The following is an 18318-nucleotide window of genomic DNA, read 5'->3' on the forward strand; positions in this document are numbered from 1 at the left end:
TTAATTGTGATAGTAGCTTGTCAACATTGCGACCATCTTGTATCCATTGCACACATGGGCAAACAGCAGCGTGCTGTTTGTCCTCACTGTAGCAACGTATTAGCCCATTGTCGTGTAGACTATAATCAAAGCATTAACGCGTTTGGACTGTCTTCTATCCTGTTCCTTTTGGTCAGTTTGCACCCGCATTTCATCTCCTATGCACAGCACGGATTGAAGCAATCCATCAGTTTGATCGATGCCATTTCATTACTTGCTACGAATTTCAGCGCGCTGCTTGCGGGACTGCTGAGCTTTACCATTCTCGTTATGCCACTGGCCGCCTTATTGCTAATATTACTAGCTCACTCGCCATTGTGGCGACATTTAAATCCACACAACGCACGCATATTTGTCAGAGCACTCATGCTCTTAAAACCACTTAACCTTGCCGACATTTTTCTTGTCGCAGTATTAATCAGTGCATTTAAGCTCACTGAATTTGCAGAAATAGAAGTTGGACTGGGGTTTTGGGCCTATGTCTTGTTTGTATTATGCTTTATAGAAACCCTCTCTCTTTTAAGTAAAGAGCAACTTTGGGAGCGTGAACAACAAACGTTTTGCCCAGACGAAAAAACGTGTTCGCCGCGAGCCAAGCAACAAAATCTCAAGCAATGCCACGTTTGCGGTCAATTAAGCGACTCTACCCATTGTCCTAGATGTATGACCAAACTCAAATTTAGAAAAACAAACTCTTTGGCAAAGAGCACAGCTTGGATGGTTACCGCAATGGTCTTACTTATTCCCGCCTTAGCTTTACCCATTATGGACACTATCAATTTGGGGTTACATACCAAAGCAACAATTTACAGCGGCGTTGAAGTAATGTGGCATGCCGGTTCATACCCAGTTGCAATTCTTATCTTTGTCGCCAGTATTTGCATACCTATTATTAAAGGCGCTGCACTTTTCTATTTAGTGTACCAAGTAAAGAAATGTACCCACCCTAAGTTAGCCAGTAAATTATATCGTGCCCTTGAATTTATGGGAAAGTGGTCGATGATAGATGTATTCGTCGTAATTCTCTTGGTTTCTTTGGTGCAACTTGGTACTGTCTTAAGTGTTGAACCTCAATCTGGTATCGTGTTTTTTACTGCTATGGTCTTATGTCAAATAATCTCTGTTAACCACTTCGACCCGCGTTTACTTTGGGACAATCTAAAACAACAATGAACGAACAAGCCTATATCGAATCCAAACCGAAATTTTCAGTCATCTGGATTGTACCCATTATCGCCATCATTATCACTGGCTGGATGCTCTATCAACACCAAGCCAATAAGGGCCACTTGATCTTTCTTAAAATGGAAAACGCAGATGGCATTGTCGCAGGTAAAACTGAAGTTAAAGTGCGTAGCGTGCAAGTGGGCATCGTAGAGTCTCTGAGGTTGCAATTGGAGCAAAATGCAGTAATCGCCACGGTACGCATAAATAAACATTACGATTCATTACTGACAGAAGATGCAAAATTCTGGACCGTCAAACCACGAGTGGACGAAACAGGCATTTCAGGTTTGAATACATTGTTATCCGGTGTCTACATTGAATTACTGCCAGGTGAGAGTAAGAACTTTGCTAGTTTATTTACTATGCAAAACCAACCCGCGCTCATTTCCCCAGATGTGCAAGGACTCAGATACAACCTGACGGCAGCAAACGCGGAAGTATTGGATGTGGGAACTGGTATTTTCTTTAGGAATTACAAAATAGGCCAAGTGGAGACCGCAAATTTCAATGAAAAAACACTCGAAATGGATTACGGTATTTTCATTAATTCTCCCTATGATGAACTGATCTCAAAAAATGTCATCTTTTGGGTAAATTCTGGGATTGAAGTTGATTTATCTACCGAAGGTATTCGCGTTTCAACAGGCTCCTTATCGAAGTTGATAAAAGGCGGCATTTCTGTTGACTACCCTCCGGGGACAGAAGCAGATACGCTCGCCCCGCAAAATAACCAATATAAACTGCACAAAAACTTCGCAGTTGCATTGGAGCGTCGATTTGATTTGTTCGACTTGTATTTGATTGAATTTGAGCAGTCTATTAAGGGCCTTAGACCGGGTGCGCCAGTCGAATATCGAGGTATGCGAATTGGTACGGTCGAACAAGTGCCTGCGCAATTGGTCAGAGATGGCCAACCACTCTACTTTCAACAAAACAATACTTCCATTCCTGTGCTCATTAAGGTTGAATATGGTCGAATTTATGATGTAGATGAGCAAGCGAAGGAATATTGGCAAGGAAATATAGAAAAATGGATTAACAATGGATTAAGAGCATCATTAAAAAGTGGTAATTTGTTAACAGGTGCGGTATATATAGAGCTAGACTTCTATAATTCGGCAAAACCAGAATCGATTGCGAAACACTCTGTATATCCAATATTGCCGAGTGTACCAAGTGGCTTTACGGCTTTGTCTGAGCAAGTCATGGCGCTGCTGAATAAACTCAATAAACTGCCTCTAAATGACACATTGGGTGAAGCGCAAGACACATTAGTAGCTTACAAACAGTTGGGTTTAGAAACCGAGAAGCTAATAAAAGAATTAAACAACAAAAAAGTATCAGAAAAAGTGGACAAGAATTTAACTCAATTACAAGGCACGTTGGTTCAATTAACTGCAAGCTTGAAACAATTCGAGAAAACGCTCTCAACCTATCAACAGGGTTCTGGCGTTATGGAACAACTTACCGATACCTTAAGTGAATTGGAGAGCTTGTCTAATACGCTTAAGCCTGTGACGAAAAGCTTAAACGAACAGCCTAGCATGTTAATTTTTGATAAAAATGCAGAGCAAGACCCTATGCCGAGGAAGGGGCAATGAAACTAACAACCATAGTCGGCTTATTTTGTTTGTTACTTGTTGGCTGCAGTAGCCAAGTAGATTCGCACAAGTACTATAAATTCACGCTTGAAAATGATGGCCCTTCCCCCAATACATTGGAAGCAAAACAAAGGCTCTACATAGACACAATTTCGATTCTTGGTGCGGCAAACCAACAAGCCTTAGTTCAATACACAGATACAAGCCGAGTGAACATAGCTAACTTTCACTATTGGGCTGAACACCCTGAAAATATGTTAGCGCAAGCAACGCAATCTTATTTATCTAATGAAGGGATCTATACGATCCCGCTCTCGTATGCCGGAGACGACCTTAACCGATATATGACGCTTAAAATCGTTGTTCGCGAGTTTGCTGGTCACTTTACAGAGGGGGCAATCTTGAAAGGAAATTGGTATTTATACCAACACCAAAAGCGTAACAAAATTTTGTTGAGCTCCTCGTCTTTTTCGCTGTCAAATACACTTGATAATGATGGTTTTGATGCATTGGTCATTGCACACAGAAAAAACTGGCAGTCGCTCATGGAAGATGTTTCGTCACACCTTGAACAGTTTGATAAATAAGCTCACTGGATCATGCGGTGAATGCGCATAAAGGTATCCACTATTGTTGAACCCTAATTTAGCTAAAAGTTTTTGGCTACGTTCGTTATTTGGATCAGTGACGGCGTAAAGTGCGCTCAAGTTTAGCTGACTCTTTGCAAATTGCATCAGTGTGGTACACACTTCTAACGCAAGCCCTTGCCCGGTATATTGATCAAGCAAGGCGTAGCCTAGATCCGGTGCATTTAAATAAGGCCGCTGGTAAAATCCTACAATACCGATTGGTTCTTCATTTTTTAGACTTACAATATATGGAGCCAACGCACCTGATTGGTAAGGCGTCAAAAACGCCTTTTTTATGTATTCTTGCGCACTCTGTTCATCACATACGTTTTTATCACCGATATTATCGATGAAACTCTTTTGTCTGAGCAGTTGAACAATAAAAGTTGCATCATTCAATGTGGCTTTTCTAATACTGCATCTTTGTGTCGTTAACAACGTACTATGATCCATCCGTTCTCCTTCAACTTTTACTGTCACGTACCAATAGCCTTTACCTGCCAACATCGATTTGCAAGTAATTTAACATAAATGCGGCGAAGCAATCGCAATCACCGCACGCATATTGGTTTATTTAAATGTAGCCTGCTGATATAGCTCAGATAACGACGTGATCAATTTTTGGTTTGGTAGTGTTGCAAATGGTTGGTCTGCGAACTTTTTACCCCGTATTTGGATATTTAAGCGAGCTGCATCATCATTCAATAGTGTCTCGTTTAAGTATTCTTTTACGTTTTCCAAAGAAACGTCTTTAGCTGCTTCTACCAGTTTTTGCTTTGAGTCAAAAGAAAGCTGATTCCGATACCAGTCAGACAAAATTGGCTGCGCTTCCTCAGCGAGATTCTTGGGTTCTTCCATCAAGTTTGCAAGCACAGATGACTTGATTTTTGTGAACTCCTCTTCTGATAACTTAGCGAGTTCTTGTGCGTAACTTAGTTTAAATTCATCAAATCGCTTCTGCATTTGCTGCGCACTTTTCACCGGGGTTTGAATGAAGAGCCCAATCGCAGAGTAGTCATCGATATTCGTTGACAGCGCGCCGACAGCATAAGCTAGTTGCTCCTCTGTCCTAAGCGTATTGAAAGCCTTTTGACGCAAATGTGCTTTAAGAATAAGTGCCGCTGCTTTTTGTTCATAGCCAGATTTCGGGTGAACAGCCACATCGACAATCGCAACGTCAGCAACATCGGCATCTTGTTGCCAGACTAATACCTCGCCTTTTTTAGGCTGCCAATACCCGGTTCTTACATACTTCGCCTGGCTAGCCGTATCGCCAATTTCTTTTTCAAGCAGCTTTACAACGTGACTAATATCACTGTCACTGTAATTACCATATCCAAAGACCCTTACTAAGTTCTCACCCAGTATCTTGCCTTGGTATTGAGTAAAGCTTTCAGGCGTCATCTTCTTCGCAGTTTCGATTAGCAATTCATGATCAAAATTACCACCCCGTGTCAAACGCCGATAGGCACCAAAGGCTTGGTAGTATGGAATTTGTTTGTTCTGATTTTGTATTTGACGAACAAATCTGTCTACAGCTTGATCAAGCTGTTTTTTGGTTGGAGAAACTTTAAAGTCAACAAAAGCCTGTTCTAATAACAGCGACTGTTTATCAGTGAATCCGGATAAAGACATAACTAGACCATTGGCGTAGCTTAAGTTTAACCCCATGCCCGCAACTTGAGCCTCAGTGATGAGCTTTGCTTTATTGATTTGATAAAGATCAACCCACAGCTGTGCAGCAACACGCGTCTCTATACTCTGAACAGGCGTCTCACTATTAATGACAACTTCCAATGTGCCTTTTGGTTGGTGTACAAAGCGCTCACTTGACTTTCTCCAAGCATGAACACGCTCACCTTTATAGACCTGTACTACCTCATCATTCGCGTTACTTTGCGCTAGTTTAATATCAAAGTTTTCTGGCAATAAGCGGTTAATGCTTGGCAATGCCATCGCCAATTCACTCGATCTAGACCAATTTGCAATTTCCCTGTCTGAAATTGAATCAACTTTATACTGCCCGTCATAAAAATGTAGCTTGCTATCGACTGGCTCATCTTTACTGATGTACCAAATACGCATAGTTTCTGGAGTAAGCTGGTTTAATACTTGGTTGATTGCCTTGGGATCAAACTTGGCAAAATGATAACTCGCATTGACAGCATGATTTAAGGGATAATCCTGCATGTTAGCCGCCAGATCACTGACATAATCAAATTCATCTTGTTTTTCGAGGAATCTGAATTGGTTATCCAATGAAGTTTTTATTTCCTCAAAATATTTTGCATCAACACCTGTGTCCTTTATCAAATTAATGTATTGCATAACCGTTGCGACAATCTCTTCGCGTCGCTTCATGCCCTCTTCAGTCAGCTCAATACCCACATTGATCACACCGTAGTTGCCATAATGATTGGGTGAATCATAAGCGCCTAAAGAAGCAATCCAGCCCTTATCTTTTAACAGTTGCGCTGGGCTTCCCTGCATTTCATTGCTAAGTAAATAGGTGATAAAATAGTTCGGTTTAACTGCAAAATCAGACTGATTATTTTCAATAATAAACTCAATATTTAGAGACTTTACATCTTGATTTGGTCGATAGTGAATACGTTTTTTACCTGCATTATCGAAATTTATCTTATTCGTAACGACAGGCTCTTCAATGCGCTTGTTCTTGATGCTGCTAAAATGCTTAACAGCTTTCACTTCCATTTCTGACAAAGGCAGATTGGATACCAATGCAAGCTTCATGATATTTGCTGAGTAATATTGGTCGTAAAACTTCACGGTCTCTTGATGCAGATTACTGTGAGGCTTATCACCCAATGTTTCTAAATTTCCTATTAGGAAGCGATTCGCAGGGTGTTCGCCCAAGAGTGAGCGTGCCAGCTTAAATTGCCCAAAGAAGTCCATTTCTCTTCTCATTGACCACTCTGCATTAACCGCATTTTTCTCTTTGTCTGTATACTCAGGATACAATTTAGGCGCTTTAAAGAAGTCAGAAAATCGTTCGAGCGCTTCATCATATGCATCGTTATTTATCTTCAGCATATAATTGGTGACGTCTAACCAAGTATAGGCATTGTGACTCCCGCCATTTCGCTGCATAAACTCTGAGTATTCATCCGGATCTGGAAATTGCTCAGTGCCCAAAAAAAGCATGTGCTCTAGGTAATGTGCCATACCTTGTTGGGACATAGGATCATGTAAAAGCCCAACCCCAACACTAAGGGCAGCAGCAGACTTTTCCGCACTCGGGTCTGAAACCAAAACAACGTCAATGCCATTTTCGAGTGTCAGCACTCTATATTGACGATCATCATTTGGACTGACGACCAAGCTCTCAGCAAATAAAGGTGAGTGAGAAGAAGAGAAATGCGTCGCTGAGCATCCGGCTAACAAGCCTAACGATATTGCGCCTAAAGCAAAAAGTTTTTTCATTATTTACCTATAGGTTTTCGCGCTGACCCATGAGACAAGCCTCACAGAATTCAGGCAAGTTTTTGATAAGTTTAGATACTATTCATATTGAGTGTAATTTCGCAAAGGTACAACTGTTATTAAGAAAAAAATGTAACGTATTGTGAGACTCTTTAAGTTTTACTCTATGATAAGGTCATGTTCGTTGCTTCCCTACCCACTTTCACTCAATATAAATATTAATTTTTTTACTAAAAGGTATTTTTTTTGTTATAAAAAACACCTAAACTGTCGACAATTCAAACAGAGGGACGTACGCTCTGCAAATACATGGCTAGTAAAAGGTAAAATAACAGGGGCAACTTTATGGCTGATGAATATGTCTGCGACTTTGGATTACATGCAGGTGAACCATATAGCAAGCTACCAGCTTGTTTCTTAAATTGGATGATAGAAACAAACCATAGTAAGCAGGATATCGCTAAAATAGAGCTAGAAAGAAGAGAGCTGGCGGTATCCAACTCTAGAGTACTTACCAACACAGAAACTTTGTAATTCCATTTTTGTGCAATTGCTTTAAAATAAGCGCATAAATAAATTCAGAAGTACAAAATAATTTATGCGCATAATTGCTTCAGTTCTATTGCTCAGCCTTTTAGCTGCGTGTGAACTAATACCAAAATCACAACAAACGCAATACCTCACAGTTCTACACACCAATGATCACCATGGCCGTTTTTGGCACAATGAAGATGGTGAGTATGGTATGGCCGCAAGAAAAACGCTCATTGATAAACTACGCAATGAGGCGCAGCAACAGGGACACAGTGTGCTGCTTCTATCCGGTGGAGATATTAATACTGGCGTGCCAGAGTCTGATCTACAAATTGCAGAACCTGATTTTAAAGGGATGAGTTTAATCGGTTATGATGCAATGGCCATTGGTAATCATGAATTCGACAATCCACTGGATGTTTTAGACAAGCAAATAGCCTGGTCCAATTTCCCGCTGTTATCAGCGAATATTTTAGACAAGCAGACGCAAAAACATGCCTATCAACCCTATGCAATCATAGACAAACACCCATTAAAGATTGCAATTGTAGGTTTGACGACTACCGATACGGCAAAAATCGCGAACCCTCAGTATATCGGGCATTTAGACTTTGTGGAGCCTGCAGTTGCAACACAGCCCTTGGTTGATGAAATCAAGTCAAAATATAATCCCGATGTTGTTATTGCAGTAACGCATATGGGCCACTACCACAACGCAAATTTTGGTATTAATGCGCCTGGAGATGTCACACTTGCTCGCACTTTGAAGCCAAACACACTTGATATGATCATAGGTGGCCATTCTCAAGAACCAATTTGTGTCGATGAACATGGCAATCCGAATAACGAATTTAAGCCAGGTGATGCTTGTTGGCCAGATAAGCAGAACGGGATTTGGATCATGCAAGCGCATGAATGGGGTAAGTTCGTTGGTAAAGCCGTTTTTAAAATAGACAATGGCGAAAAAACACTTTTGAGTTACGACCTCATCCCAGTAAATTTGAAAAACGAACATGGTCATTATATCAATGAAGAGATCGAAAAAGACGACGCTTTGTATGCTTTTCTTCTTCCTTACCAAGAAAAAGGCGCATTAAAGCTTGCCGGCTCTGTGGGATCTATTGATCACTACCTAGATGGGACAAGAGACACAGTTAGATTTAAGCAAAGTTTGATCGCTGATTTAATCATCAATGCGCAAGCAGAAGCGGTAGGTGCAGACTTTGGCATCATCAGTGGCGGTGGTATTCGTGCTAGCATTAAAGCAGGTGAAGTAAGTTATAAAGATATATTAACGGTTCACCCGTTCAAAAACCGTGTAGCTTACATCGACTGGCAAGGGACCGAGCTAATAAATTATATGAATGTTGTAGCGAGCTTTCCACCTGATGCTGGCGCTTATCTTCAACATCATAAAATTGATTTTGAGATGAAAAATGGAGTTGTAACTATTAACGCCATTAATGGTAAACCATTTCATAAAGATCACACATACAGAATGAGCATTAATAGTTACAATGCCTCAGGTGGTGATGGTTACCCGACGATATCCGAGCATAAAAATTATCAAGTAACTGATTTAACAGATGCGCAAGCGCTGCGTATTTACATAGAAAAACATTCACCAATAAAAGTTAAATCGCTCTAAATCCTAACAGGGCACATATCAATAACGATATGTGCTCTGCCCTATCTGCCGATAATGTCTATATCTCCACTTGTTACTCGCGTTAGCGCATAACTATGTAGCTTTGAACGTGACCCCTCACCATGCGCTTTTGGTGGGTAGTACTTCGACTTTAACTCTGGTGAATTAGATAGTAATTCATCTAAAGCTGCCCTAATCTCACTCAACGTTTTTTCCAAACTATTCGAAAAATTTGGGCGTTTCCTTATTGTATGACCAAGAGAAATTAATCGATGAAAATACTTATCTGCCAGTTCTAGCAACTCTTCAGGCAATTCTTTATTCTGGTTCAATGGAGATTCTGGGTTTGCAGCACAGTACTCTATTAACGCCAAGTAGAAACATAATGGCTTATTCGCTAACTGCACCTTATGCTCTTTATCACAAGACAAGTGTAGAGATTTAGAATATAAATCGACCTGTAAGATTGGTTTTTCTTCTATTAATGGAACAGCACTTTTCTTGATTTGCGCTTTAAATCTCCGTCTACTAACGCTCCGTAATACTGCTAAATTAAACACTGCAAAAATAATAGGTATAATGTACAAAGGTAACTTATGACTATCATCGACTTTAAATAATAAATAAGTTTCATATGTTGTGCCAGTAAGCACTTCAATATGTTCACCTTCCTGTGCATTAAGCTTTTTGCTTGAAACCGCCGATAAATAGATTCTGCTATGTTGCTGTTGAAGGAAATCATTTAAGGCATATATATACTCACTTAATGCTTCTTCATTCCCTGAGTAATTAAGATTCGGGTCTTCTAATGACAATCTGGCCCTATCGATCGCCACCCTCAATTTTACACTTTGAATATCACGTAAAATATTTTCATTAATTGTATATTTACTTGATACATTAAATATAAAAAGAAACAAGATTAAAAAAAGCGTAAACATAGAAACTTGCTTTAACGAAATCATTAACCTTCCCCTAAGAAATTATAAGGAAATGACTCGCACTGCCAATATCGGTCTACACTGTTGAAATAGCTCGAACCGCCACCTCTAGCAACACGTTGCAGTACATTTTGTAAGGAGCATGCAAGTTCTGTATTGTCATTCAACATTTTTAAATACCATTTGCTACCACTGATGTTTTCGCCAATTGGAGTAATATAGTTTTTTGAAAAATACTGCTCATCAGATTCACTCCAATAACTCGCAATTATATCAAGTTCACCAGCTGCCAATTTGTCTCGTAAAATTTGATGAGAACTCACATATTGAACATTCAGTGTATCGACATCTATATCTAGACTCTTAAATGACTTTTTTGGAATGATATGCCCTGATCGGCTTGTAGGATAATCTAACAGTCCGATACGCTTATCTAGAAAATAGGCTTTCTCTAGTTTAGGCTTTTCTCTATTAGAAATGAAAAATGCAGTGTAAGTTGGATAACCAATCACAGGCATATAACTATAGGTTGATTCAGCCATCAATGCTTTCATTACATTGTCTTTAGATAAGGTTAAATCAGCCAGGCCTTTGGCGATGTAGTCTATTTGCTCAGCTAGGTTACCACTCCACCAAACCTCAACAACACCATATTGCTTCGCCAAAATTGGATCTTTACATAGCTCAGGCGCCAATGATGCAGCCAAACTTTTAACTGGAACATGGACACTAAACACTTGTGCATTAGAGACTGAGCGAGTGTGACATTGAACATGCTTTTGCATCACTGGCGGGAAATCTAAGACTTCACGACTATTAAGCTGTTCAGCCAGAAACCAGCAGCCTAGAATAGACAGAAACAAAACTGTAACAATGGTTGTATTATTGCTTAAATTGAGATTGTATTTCACATTGATGATTTTCTTTTCCTTCAACCATGCTTATTAGATCAATTTTTATTACTTATTGCAATAGGTAATTTTACCAATAAAACATAAACTGTTGTTTTTAATACTTTATTAATAAGAAATTATGAATCTCATTGACTCCTTTTATTTTGCTAAAAAATCCGGACAATTGACCTCATTGGAATGACTGGTTACATCCAGCTTTACAACGTATAGAGTTAGTAATGTTAAGAAGTTCATTTAAAGTTTTAGCTGTTTCATTGGGGTTACTTAGTAGCTCGGTTTTTGCGTGGGGCCAAAATGGTCACAGAGTTATTGGAGAGTTGGCGCAAAACAACCTTACTCCAGCAGCCTCGTCACATGTTCAGTTAATTTTGGGCGATGATTCATTGGCGGAAGTGTCTACTTGGCCTGATGAAATGAGATCAAGCTCAGAACACTTTTGGCGAAGAAAGGCCGGTAAGTGGCACTATATTAACATTGATAAGCCTGAACTAATGCACCAACACACTAACGCTCATATATCCAATATAGATGATGTAAAGCACATTCTAGACGGTATTCATTACACAGCCAATGTACTTAAAAATCCTGCTTCAGACACTGTAGACAAGCAATTCGCGTTAAAGTTCCTCGTTCATTTAGTGGGGGATGCACATCAACCATTCCACGCTGGCAGAGCCGAAGACCACGGTGGCAACAAGATTAAAGTAGAGTTTTTTGGTAAACCATCCAATTTACACAAAGTATTTGATACAGAGTTGGTTGAACACGAAAGACTTTCTTATACTGAGTTGACCCAATTTTTAACGACATCGAATAAAAATGTAATTGCTGATTACTTAAACAGCTCCCCCTCGGATTGGTTATTAGAATCCAACCGAATTGCTGAAGAAATATATGAGAGCAATGAAACTGAAATAAGTTGGGGTTATATATATAAGCATTCGCCAATGATTAAAACGCGCCTACAGCAAGGCGGGATCAGATTGGCGGGGCTGCTAAACCAGATTTTTGACAAGAACTCAAAACCTTTAGTTAATGCTTTAGCGAAACAATAAGAGTTTTGAAAATGATATTTAAACTAACTGATAAACCTAATAACACGGGAAACAACATAATGAAAACGCAACTACGCAAAACGGCACTTTCTCTAGCGGTAATCGCTGGCATTGGTGCTAGTGGTGCTGCTAGCGCGAACTCTTTAACAGCAACTATCAAAGGTACCGTTGTAGGTCCTCAAGGTAACCCTGATACGTCGTCTGTTGTTACTATCATTCACGAGCCAACAGGCTCTAAGAAAACGCTTTCTTTGAATGAAAATGGTGTGTTCAATGCGTCTGGTCTGCGCGTAGGCGGTCCTTACACTGTCGTAATTGATTCTCAAAAAAACAGAGACAAAACACTAACCGATTTGTTCTTAACATTAGGTAAAACGTCTGATTTAGACATCGAGCTTAACTCTGATGTTGAAACAATCACAATTACCGGTGCATCACGTCACTCTATCATGAACGCTTCTAAAGATACGATGGGTAGCGTATACGGCGCAGGCGATATCGAGCGTGCACCTTCATTTGATCGTGATCTAAAAGACATCATTAGACAAAACCCGCTTGTTAATATCTCTGATGATTCTCGTGGTGAGATGTCAGTAGGTGGTGTTAACCCTCGTTTTAACAGCATCTCAATTGACGGTGTTAAGCAAAACGATGACTTTGGTTTGAACGACAATGGTTACCCTACTAACGGTTCACCAATCTCTCTTTTGGCTATTGATCAAGTATCTGTAGACATCACGCCATTTAACGCAAAAGCGTCTGGTTTTACAGGTGCGTCTGTAAATGCAGTAACAAAATCAGGTTCTAATGAACTTTCTGGTGAGTTTTTCTATGAGTACGAAGATGACTCAATGGCTGGTACGCCTAAGCGTGAAGATGGCACAGAAGTTGACCTAGCATATGAACGTAAAACGTTTGGTGCAGCGCTTGGTGGCAAGATCATCGAAGACAAACTATTTTTCTTCGTCGCTTACGAAGAGTCTACAACACCATTTGTTACTGAATGGGGCGTACAGGGCTCTGGTGCAGCAAACGAACTAGATTGGTTAACAAACGCTGATTTAGAAGAAGTTAAGAGTGTTGCGAGCAGCAAATACAATGTAAATACGGGTGATGTGCCAAGCGGTCTAAACAATGACAGCGAAAAACTACTTCTTAAGCTTGATTGGAACATCAACGATTACCACCGTGCTGCATTCACGTACCAAGATTCAACAGATAATACAATTACGCCACAAAATACGCGTAGTAGCCGTTTTTCTCTGTTAAGTAACTGGTACGATAAAAAAGGTGAGATCACATCTTACGCAGCACAGTTCTACTCTGACTGGACTGACGAATTTTCAACTCAAGTTAAAGTATCTTACAAAGATACAAAAACTGACCAAGCACCATTCTCTGATGCACTAAATGACGCAAAAGTTGGTCAAGTGCGCATCGACTTTGATGACAACAGAGTTTATTTTGGTACAGATCCATTCCGCCACGCGAATAAGCTAGAGAATACAACAACAACTTTCGACATCGAAGGTGAATACTTATTTGACTACCACACGTTAAGCTTCGGTATTGGTGTTGAGAAAATCGACGTATTTAACCAATTCGTACCGTTCTCTCGTGGTGACTGGACATTTGACTCGTTACAAGACTTTAAAGACGGCAAAGCGAGCCGAGTATCCTACTCAAACGCACACACTGGCAATGCAAACGATGCAGCAGCAGACTTTGAAGTTCAAAATCTACATATGTTCGTAGAAGATCGTTGGGACATTCGTGACGACTTATGGATTAACGTTGGTGTTCGTTATGAGAAGATTTCAACATCAGGTCTAATTCGTGAAAACACGACATTCACAGATCTATATAACTTTTCAAATACAAACAGCCTAGACGGAAAAGATATTATTCTTCCACGTATCGGCTTTAACTGGACTGCAGCAGATAACCTAACTATCAGTGGTGGTCTAGGTCGCTACTACGGTGGTACACCAAATGTTTGGATCTCTAACTCTTATTCAAACGATGGTCAGATCAATGTTCGCGCAAACACTGACGGTGTTAACTTAGACGCACCTGACTTCACTAAAGCTCCTGAAGGCGCAACCCTTGCACCTGGAGACGGCGATGTTAACTTAATCGACCCTAACTTCGAACTACCTTCAGAATGGCGTTACGGCATTACAGCAAACTATTCTGCTGACTTCTCAGACATTGGCCTTGGTGACAACTGGGACCTTGAAGCAAGCTTCATGTATGTAAAAGAAGAAGACGCTGTTCGCTGGAAAGAGCTATACCGCGAAACTCAAGAAGTTGTAGTAGGCCCAGATGGTCGTAACATTTACGTTGGTACTGGTGAACGTGACCGTGCTGACATCATGCTTACAAATGGTGATGGCGGTGAACGTAAGACATTTACTTTAAGCCTTGCTAAAGCATTTGATAACGGTTTCTATGTAAACGCGTCATACGCAAACCAAGATGCATCATCGCTTGTAGGTGGTACTTCTTCAACTGCGAACTCAAACTATGAGAAGTACAACGCAGCAGATAGAAACAACCCTGTAGTTGGCCGTAGCCGTTACGAAATTGAACATAGCTTTAAGCTTAATGTCTCGTACTCTACTGAGCTATTCTCAGGCTATAAGTCAACCTTCTCACTACAAGGTGAGCGTAGCTCTGGCAGACCTTACAGCTGGGTATACGCAAATGGTTACGATACATTCGGTGGCCAAAACAACTTTGATGATGGTCAATTCTTAGCGTACATCCCGACAGGTGCTGACGACAGCCGCGTAAGATACGCTGACGGATATAGCTACGAGCAACTTAAAGCAGTTATCGATGAGAATGGTCTTGGCGGACACGCAGGCAGCATCGTAGACCGTAACACTGTAACTGGTCCTTGGACTACACGTTTAGACTTCAAATTCACACAAGAAATTCCAGGGTTCATGGAAGGCCATACAGGTTCTGTATACTTCTCTGTTAAGAACCTACTTAACCTAATCGACAGCAGTGCAGGTAAGGTTTACAGAACTGATTTCTTCAACAATCGTGAATTAGTTGGCGTTGAATACGATCAAGCGAGCCACCAGTACGTCTACAGCGAAGGTTATGAAAGTGATGCACCGACAACATTTGATGCAGAGCGTTCTTCATGGCGTATCAAGTTAGGTGTTAACTACAAGTTCTAATATCTAACTTAAACATGTAATTAGATAGCAAAGGCCAGTGTTATACTGGCCTTTTTTTGACCCTGACAGCGAGGATAAACATTATTTATCTGTAAATTGGGATTATCTCTTCAAATCCACTCCCAAGTGCAGCACTCTTCGCTCAATACACACTCCAAATGGTTTAAGTATCCAATATAGCTATTAAATTAACTTATAGTCTTCAGTTATTCTTATATATAAAATTAAATTAATGAAACAGAAACAAATAATGAATATAATATTCCAGCACTGACATTCTTTTGTGTTGGCAGTGTAATTTGATACTTAGAAAAGGAATAAATTCTAATGAAATTAAAAAAACTACTATTAAGCGTAGCAATCTCAAGCTGCGTCGCACTATCCCCCGCCCATGCAACTGAGCAAGAAGAAGAAACTGCCTCAATTGGTGAGCTCATTTTAGACAAAGCGAAAAGTAAACTCATCTCTGGCTTTGGATCATTGCTTGCTGATGCTGTTTTCGGCTCTCGAGGACCTCAATACGTGATGTTGAGTGAAGCAAGTTTGCAAGCTATTCAAGATCGCGTACGCGAAGAGATAGTCAGAGACGCTGAATACGATTTTATTGCTGAATTCAGGTCGCTCGAATCATCGATGGAACATTACGCCGATACTGCGAGCCATAGTCAGCCTGATCTCGCGCTATTAACAGCCTTACTTGTAAAATCAGAAGACGTCATTAATCACAGGGCGTTGAATTATCGATACAACGATGATTACTATTACATGGCAGATACGTACGCACTTGCTGCCTCTGTGAGCATTGCAATTTATACCGAACGACATTTAGAGGGCTATATCTCAAAGAGTGTTGTTTCGACAAAAGCGCATACACTCGCAAATACATTAGAAAGCATGTTACGAAAGAAAAAAGCGGCAGATTTACCACTGCGTAGTGGCTGCGAAGCGCCAGATCCTTATGACCAAGTGGTAGAATATGCTTGTTGGTTAAAGGACCCATATGGCAACTACCTGGCGTCTTACGTTGTTGAGCCACAATACCCTGGCGACAGTGAGTATTGGGACAACTTAAAAGACCGTAAAGAAGCGGAATACAAACGGACTAAATTTGATAAAATCCAAGCAGTAATAAATAAACTACGTGGTTTTTGATCCCGTAACTCTCCTGGGGCAATGATGACTGCCCCTTCTTATTTAATGCTCACCTTTCTCTTCTACTGATTTGTACAGCTTCGCAACCAATTCTCTAAACGTAGCTGTCTCATCGTCCGAAAAGTTTGACAAAAGCGTACGTTCCCATTCTTTCGCTTTGGGTGTGAGTTGCGTGTAGAGTGTCAAACCAGCTTCTGTTGCTTCAAGTACAGACGCACGCTTATCCGTTGGATGCTTCGAGAGCCTAAGCAACTGCTTTTCTTCAAGCTGTTTTATAGCCCGAGAGACCGTTGATTTATCCATATTCGCCAACTCACACACGCGCTTTGCAGTCGCAAACTCCAGATTGAACAGATGAGATAAGACGCGCCATTGTGCCTGTGTTAGGCCAGCTTCTGCGCTATACACCTGCGCGAAATCATCACTGACTTTGGTAGATAACGAAACCAATTGATACGGTAAAAACTCACTAATATCTAAAATTGACGGCTTACTCACGATGGAAAGCACCTCTCACTTTTTGTAATTATTTATTTACAGTACATCTTTATTGGGATGTTTGCAATTACTCTCACATGAGAGTATCTTACAGAAAACATCAATGGAGTCTAAGTAAAATGAGTACAGAATTCGAATATATGACAGGATTCGGTAACGAATTTGAAACCGAAGCATTACCTGGCGCACTACCGATTGGTCAATTTTCACCACAGAAAGTGAAATATGACCTATATGCGGAACAATACAACACAACCGCATTTACTGCACCACGTGCTGAAAACCGCAGAAACTGGTTCTACCGTATTCGTCCTTCCGTATTACAAGGCGAGTATCAACCAATGGACAATGGATTAGTACGCACAGGACCAATTACTGAAGTGCCAACACCTCCCTCAATGCTACGTTGGAACCCAGTAGAAGTGCCTAGCGAGAAAACAGACTTCATTGATGGCTTAGTAACAATGGCTGCCAATGGCAGCGCAAATGGGCAAATCGGTATCGGTATTCACGTTTATGTTGCTAATGCATCGATGGAAGGCCGTTATTTTTACAATGCCGATGGCGAACTGCTTTTTGTCCCACAACAGGGTGAATTAGTACTCCACACTGAGTGCGGTAAATTAAACGTGAAACCAGGCGAAATCGCAGTAATCCCAAGAGGCTTAAAATTTCGTGTTGAATTAATCAGTGACACGGTTCGCGGCTACATTTGTGAAAACTATGGGCATCCGTATATTCTCCCTGAACGTGGTCCTGTTGGCGCAAACGGTTACTCAAACGAACGTGATTTCCAATACCCTGTTGCAGCATTTGAAGACCTAGAAGGTGATTTCGAGCTTGTTGCAAAATTTAACGGCAATTTGTTCCGCTGTGATATTGGTCACTCTCCATTGGACGTGGTAGCTTGGACAGGTAACAGTGGTCCTTATAAATATGACTTGTCTCGTTTTAATGTGATGAATACAGTTAGCTTTGACCATCCTGACCCTTCAATTTTCACGGTCTTGACCTCCCCTTCAGGTCAAGAAGGTGTTGCAAACGTTGATTTCGTGATTTTCCCTCCTCGCTGGATGGTGGCAGAAAACACATTCAGACCACCTTATTACCACCGTAATATCATGAGTGAGTTTATGGGGTTGATTGAAGGTGTGTATGATGCAAAAGAACACGGCTTTGTGCCTGGTGGAATGAGTTTACATAATTGTATGTCACCTCATGGTCCTGAAGCGGATGTATTTGAAAAAGCGTCCAATGCAGAGCTAGAGCCGCAGCGTTATGAAAATACACTCGCCTTTATGTTTGAATCTCGTTACGTTATTTCTCCAACAAAATACGCGCTTGAAGGCAAAGAGCGTCAGCCAAATTATGCTGATTGTTGGAAAGGCATCAAAAAATACTTTAAAGGCGCATAACCTGCTGTAGATTAAACTACAACTGAA

The 18318-nt window shown here is 40.6% G+C and carries 14 protein-coding genes; 9 read left to right on the plus strand and 5 right to left on the minus strand.

Annotated elements, in window-relative coordinates:
• The first annotated feature begins 6 nt into the window (after positions 1-6).
• The 3 genes from L1286_RS01140 to L1286_RS01150 are packed head-to-tail and all read left to right on the plus strand — an operon-like array spanning position 7 to position 3454.
• Complete coding sequence (locus tag L1286_RS01140; RefSeq protein ID WP_235405077.1) at positions 7-1212, plus strand: paraquat-inducible protein A; 1206 nt, start codon at positions 7-9, stop codon at positions 1210-1212.
• Positions 1209-2867: an intermembrane transport protein PqiB gene (pqiB, locus tag L1286_RS01145; protein ID WP_235405079.1), complete on the plus strand. Its 1659-nt coding sequence runs from the start codon at positions 1209-1211 to the stop codon at positions 2865-2867. The genes L1286_RS01140 and pqiB overlap by 4 nt, the downstream gene beginning before the upstream one ends.
• Positions 2864-3454, plus strand: a complete 591-nt coding sequence (locus tag L1286_RS01150; RefSeq protein WP_235405080.1) for a PqiC family protein — start codon at positions 2864-2866, stop codon at positions 3452-3454. Before pqiB ends, L1286_RS01150 begins: the two co-directional genes overlap by 4 nt.
• Here L1286_RS01150 and L1286_RS01155 read toward each other — a convergent pair.
• Together L1286_RS01155 and L1286_RS01160 are read right to left on the minus strand one after the other, a co-directional pair.
• A complete protein-coding gene (locus L1286_RS01155) occupies positions 3428-3949 on the minus strand; it encodes a GNAT family N-acetyltransferase (RefSeq protein WP_235405081.1) in 522 nt (173 codons plus the stop codon). The genes L1286_RS01150 and L1286_RS01155 overlap by 27 nt on opposite strands.
• Before the next feature lie 117 nt (positions 3950-4066).
• Positions 4067-6940, minus strand: a complete 2874-nt coding sequence (locus L1286_RS01160; protein ID WP_235405082.1) for an insulinase family protein — start codon at positions 6938-6940, stop codon at positions 4067-4069.
• Positions 6941-7285: 345 nt separating this feature from the next.
• Between L1286_RS01160 and L1286_RS01165 the strand changes: the two genes are divergently transcribed.
• Both L1286_RS01165 and ushA read left to right on the plus strand, forming a co-directional pair.
• Positions 7286-7474, plus strand: coding sequence for a hypothetical protein (locus L1286_RS01165; RefSeq protein ID WP_235405083.1), 189 nt, complete (start codon positions 7286-7288; stop codon positions 7472-7474).
• Between the two features lie 64 nt (positions 7475-7538).
• Positions 7539-9122 (plus strand): bifunctional UDP-sugar hydrolase/5'-nucleotidase UshA, encoded by a 1584-nt coding sequence (gene ushA, locus L1286_RS01170; protein ID WP_235405085.1) that lies wholly within the window; start codon positions 7539-7541, stop codon positions 9120-9122.
• Positions 9123-9163: 41 nt separating this feature from the next.
• Here the strand turns inward: ushA and L1286_RS01175 are convergent, their stop codons facing one another.
• Both L1286_RS01175 and L1286_RS01180 read right to left on the minus strand, forming a co-directional pair.
• Entirely contained in the window at positions 9164-10087 is a 924-nt protein-coding gene (locus tag L1286_RS01175; RefSeq protein ID WP_235405086.1) for a hypothetical protein, read from the minus strand.
• Positions 10087-10974 carry a hypothetical protein gene (locus tag L1286_RS01180; RefSeq protein WP_235405087.1) on the minus strand — a complete coding sequence of 296 codons (888 nt, stop codon included), beginning with the start codon at positions 10972-10974 and terminating at the stop codon, positions 10087-10089. The genes L1286_RS01175 and L1286_RS01180 overlap by 1 nt, the downstream gene beginning before the upstream one ends.
• A 221-nt stretch (positions 10975-11195) precedes the next feature.
• On the opposite strand from L1286_RS01180, the gene L1286_RS01185 reads away from it, so the two are divergent.
• The 3 genes from L1286_RS01185 (at position 11196) to L1286_RS01195 (ending at position 16378) form a co-directional block, all read left to right on the plus strand.
• Complete coding sequence (locus tag L1286_RS01185; RefSeq protein ID WP_235405088.1) at positions 11196-12032, plus strand: S1/P1 nuclease; 837 nt, start codon at positions 11196-11198, stop codon at positions 12030-12032.
• 59 nt (positions 12033-12091) lie between these two features.
• Entirely contained in the window at positions 12092-15226 is a 3135-nt protein-coding gene (locus L1286_RS01190; RefSeq protein ID WP_235405089.1) for a TonB-dependent receptor, read from the plus strand.
• Between the two features lie 327 nt (positions 15227-15553).
• Positions 15554-16378, plus strand: a complete 825-nt coding sequence (locus L1286_RS01195) for a hypothetical protein (protein WP_235405091.1) — start codon at positions 15554-15556, stop codon at positions 16376-16378.
• 42 nt (positions 16379-16420) lie between these two features.
• Here the strand turns inward: L1286_RS01195 and L1286_RS01200 are convergent, their stop codons facing one another.
• On the minus strand, positions 16421-16876 hold the full coding sequence (locus tag L1286_RS01200; RefSeq protein ID WP_235405092.1) for a MarR family winged helix-turn-helix transcriptional regulator: 456 nt from the start codon (positions 16874-16876) through the stop codon (positions 16421-16423).
• A 119-nt stretch (positions 16877-16995) separates the two neighbouring features.
• Here L1286_RS01200 and hmgA point away from each other — a divergent pair, with 119 nt between their 5' ends.
• Positions 16996-18291: a homogentisate 1,2-dioxygenase gene (hmgA, locus tag L1286_RS01205; RefSeq protein ID WP_235405094.1), complete on the plus strand. Its 1296-nt coding sequence runs from the start codon at positions 16996-16998 to the stop codon at positions 18289-18291.
• Positions 18292-18318 lie beyond the last annotated feature (27 nt).

Origin of the sequence: Pseudoalteromonas sp. SMS1 (assembly GCF_021530565.1) — a bacterium.
GTDB lineage: Bacteria > Pseudomonadota > Gammaproteobacteria > Enterobacterales > Alteromonadaceae > Pseudoalteromonas.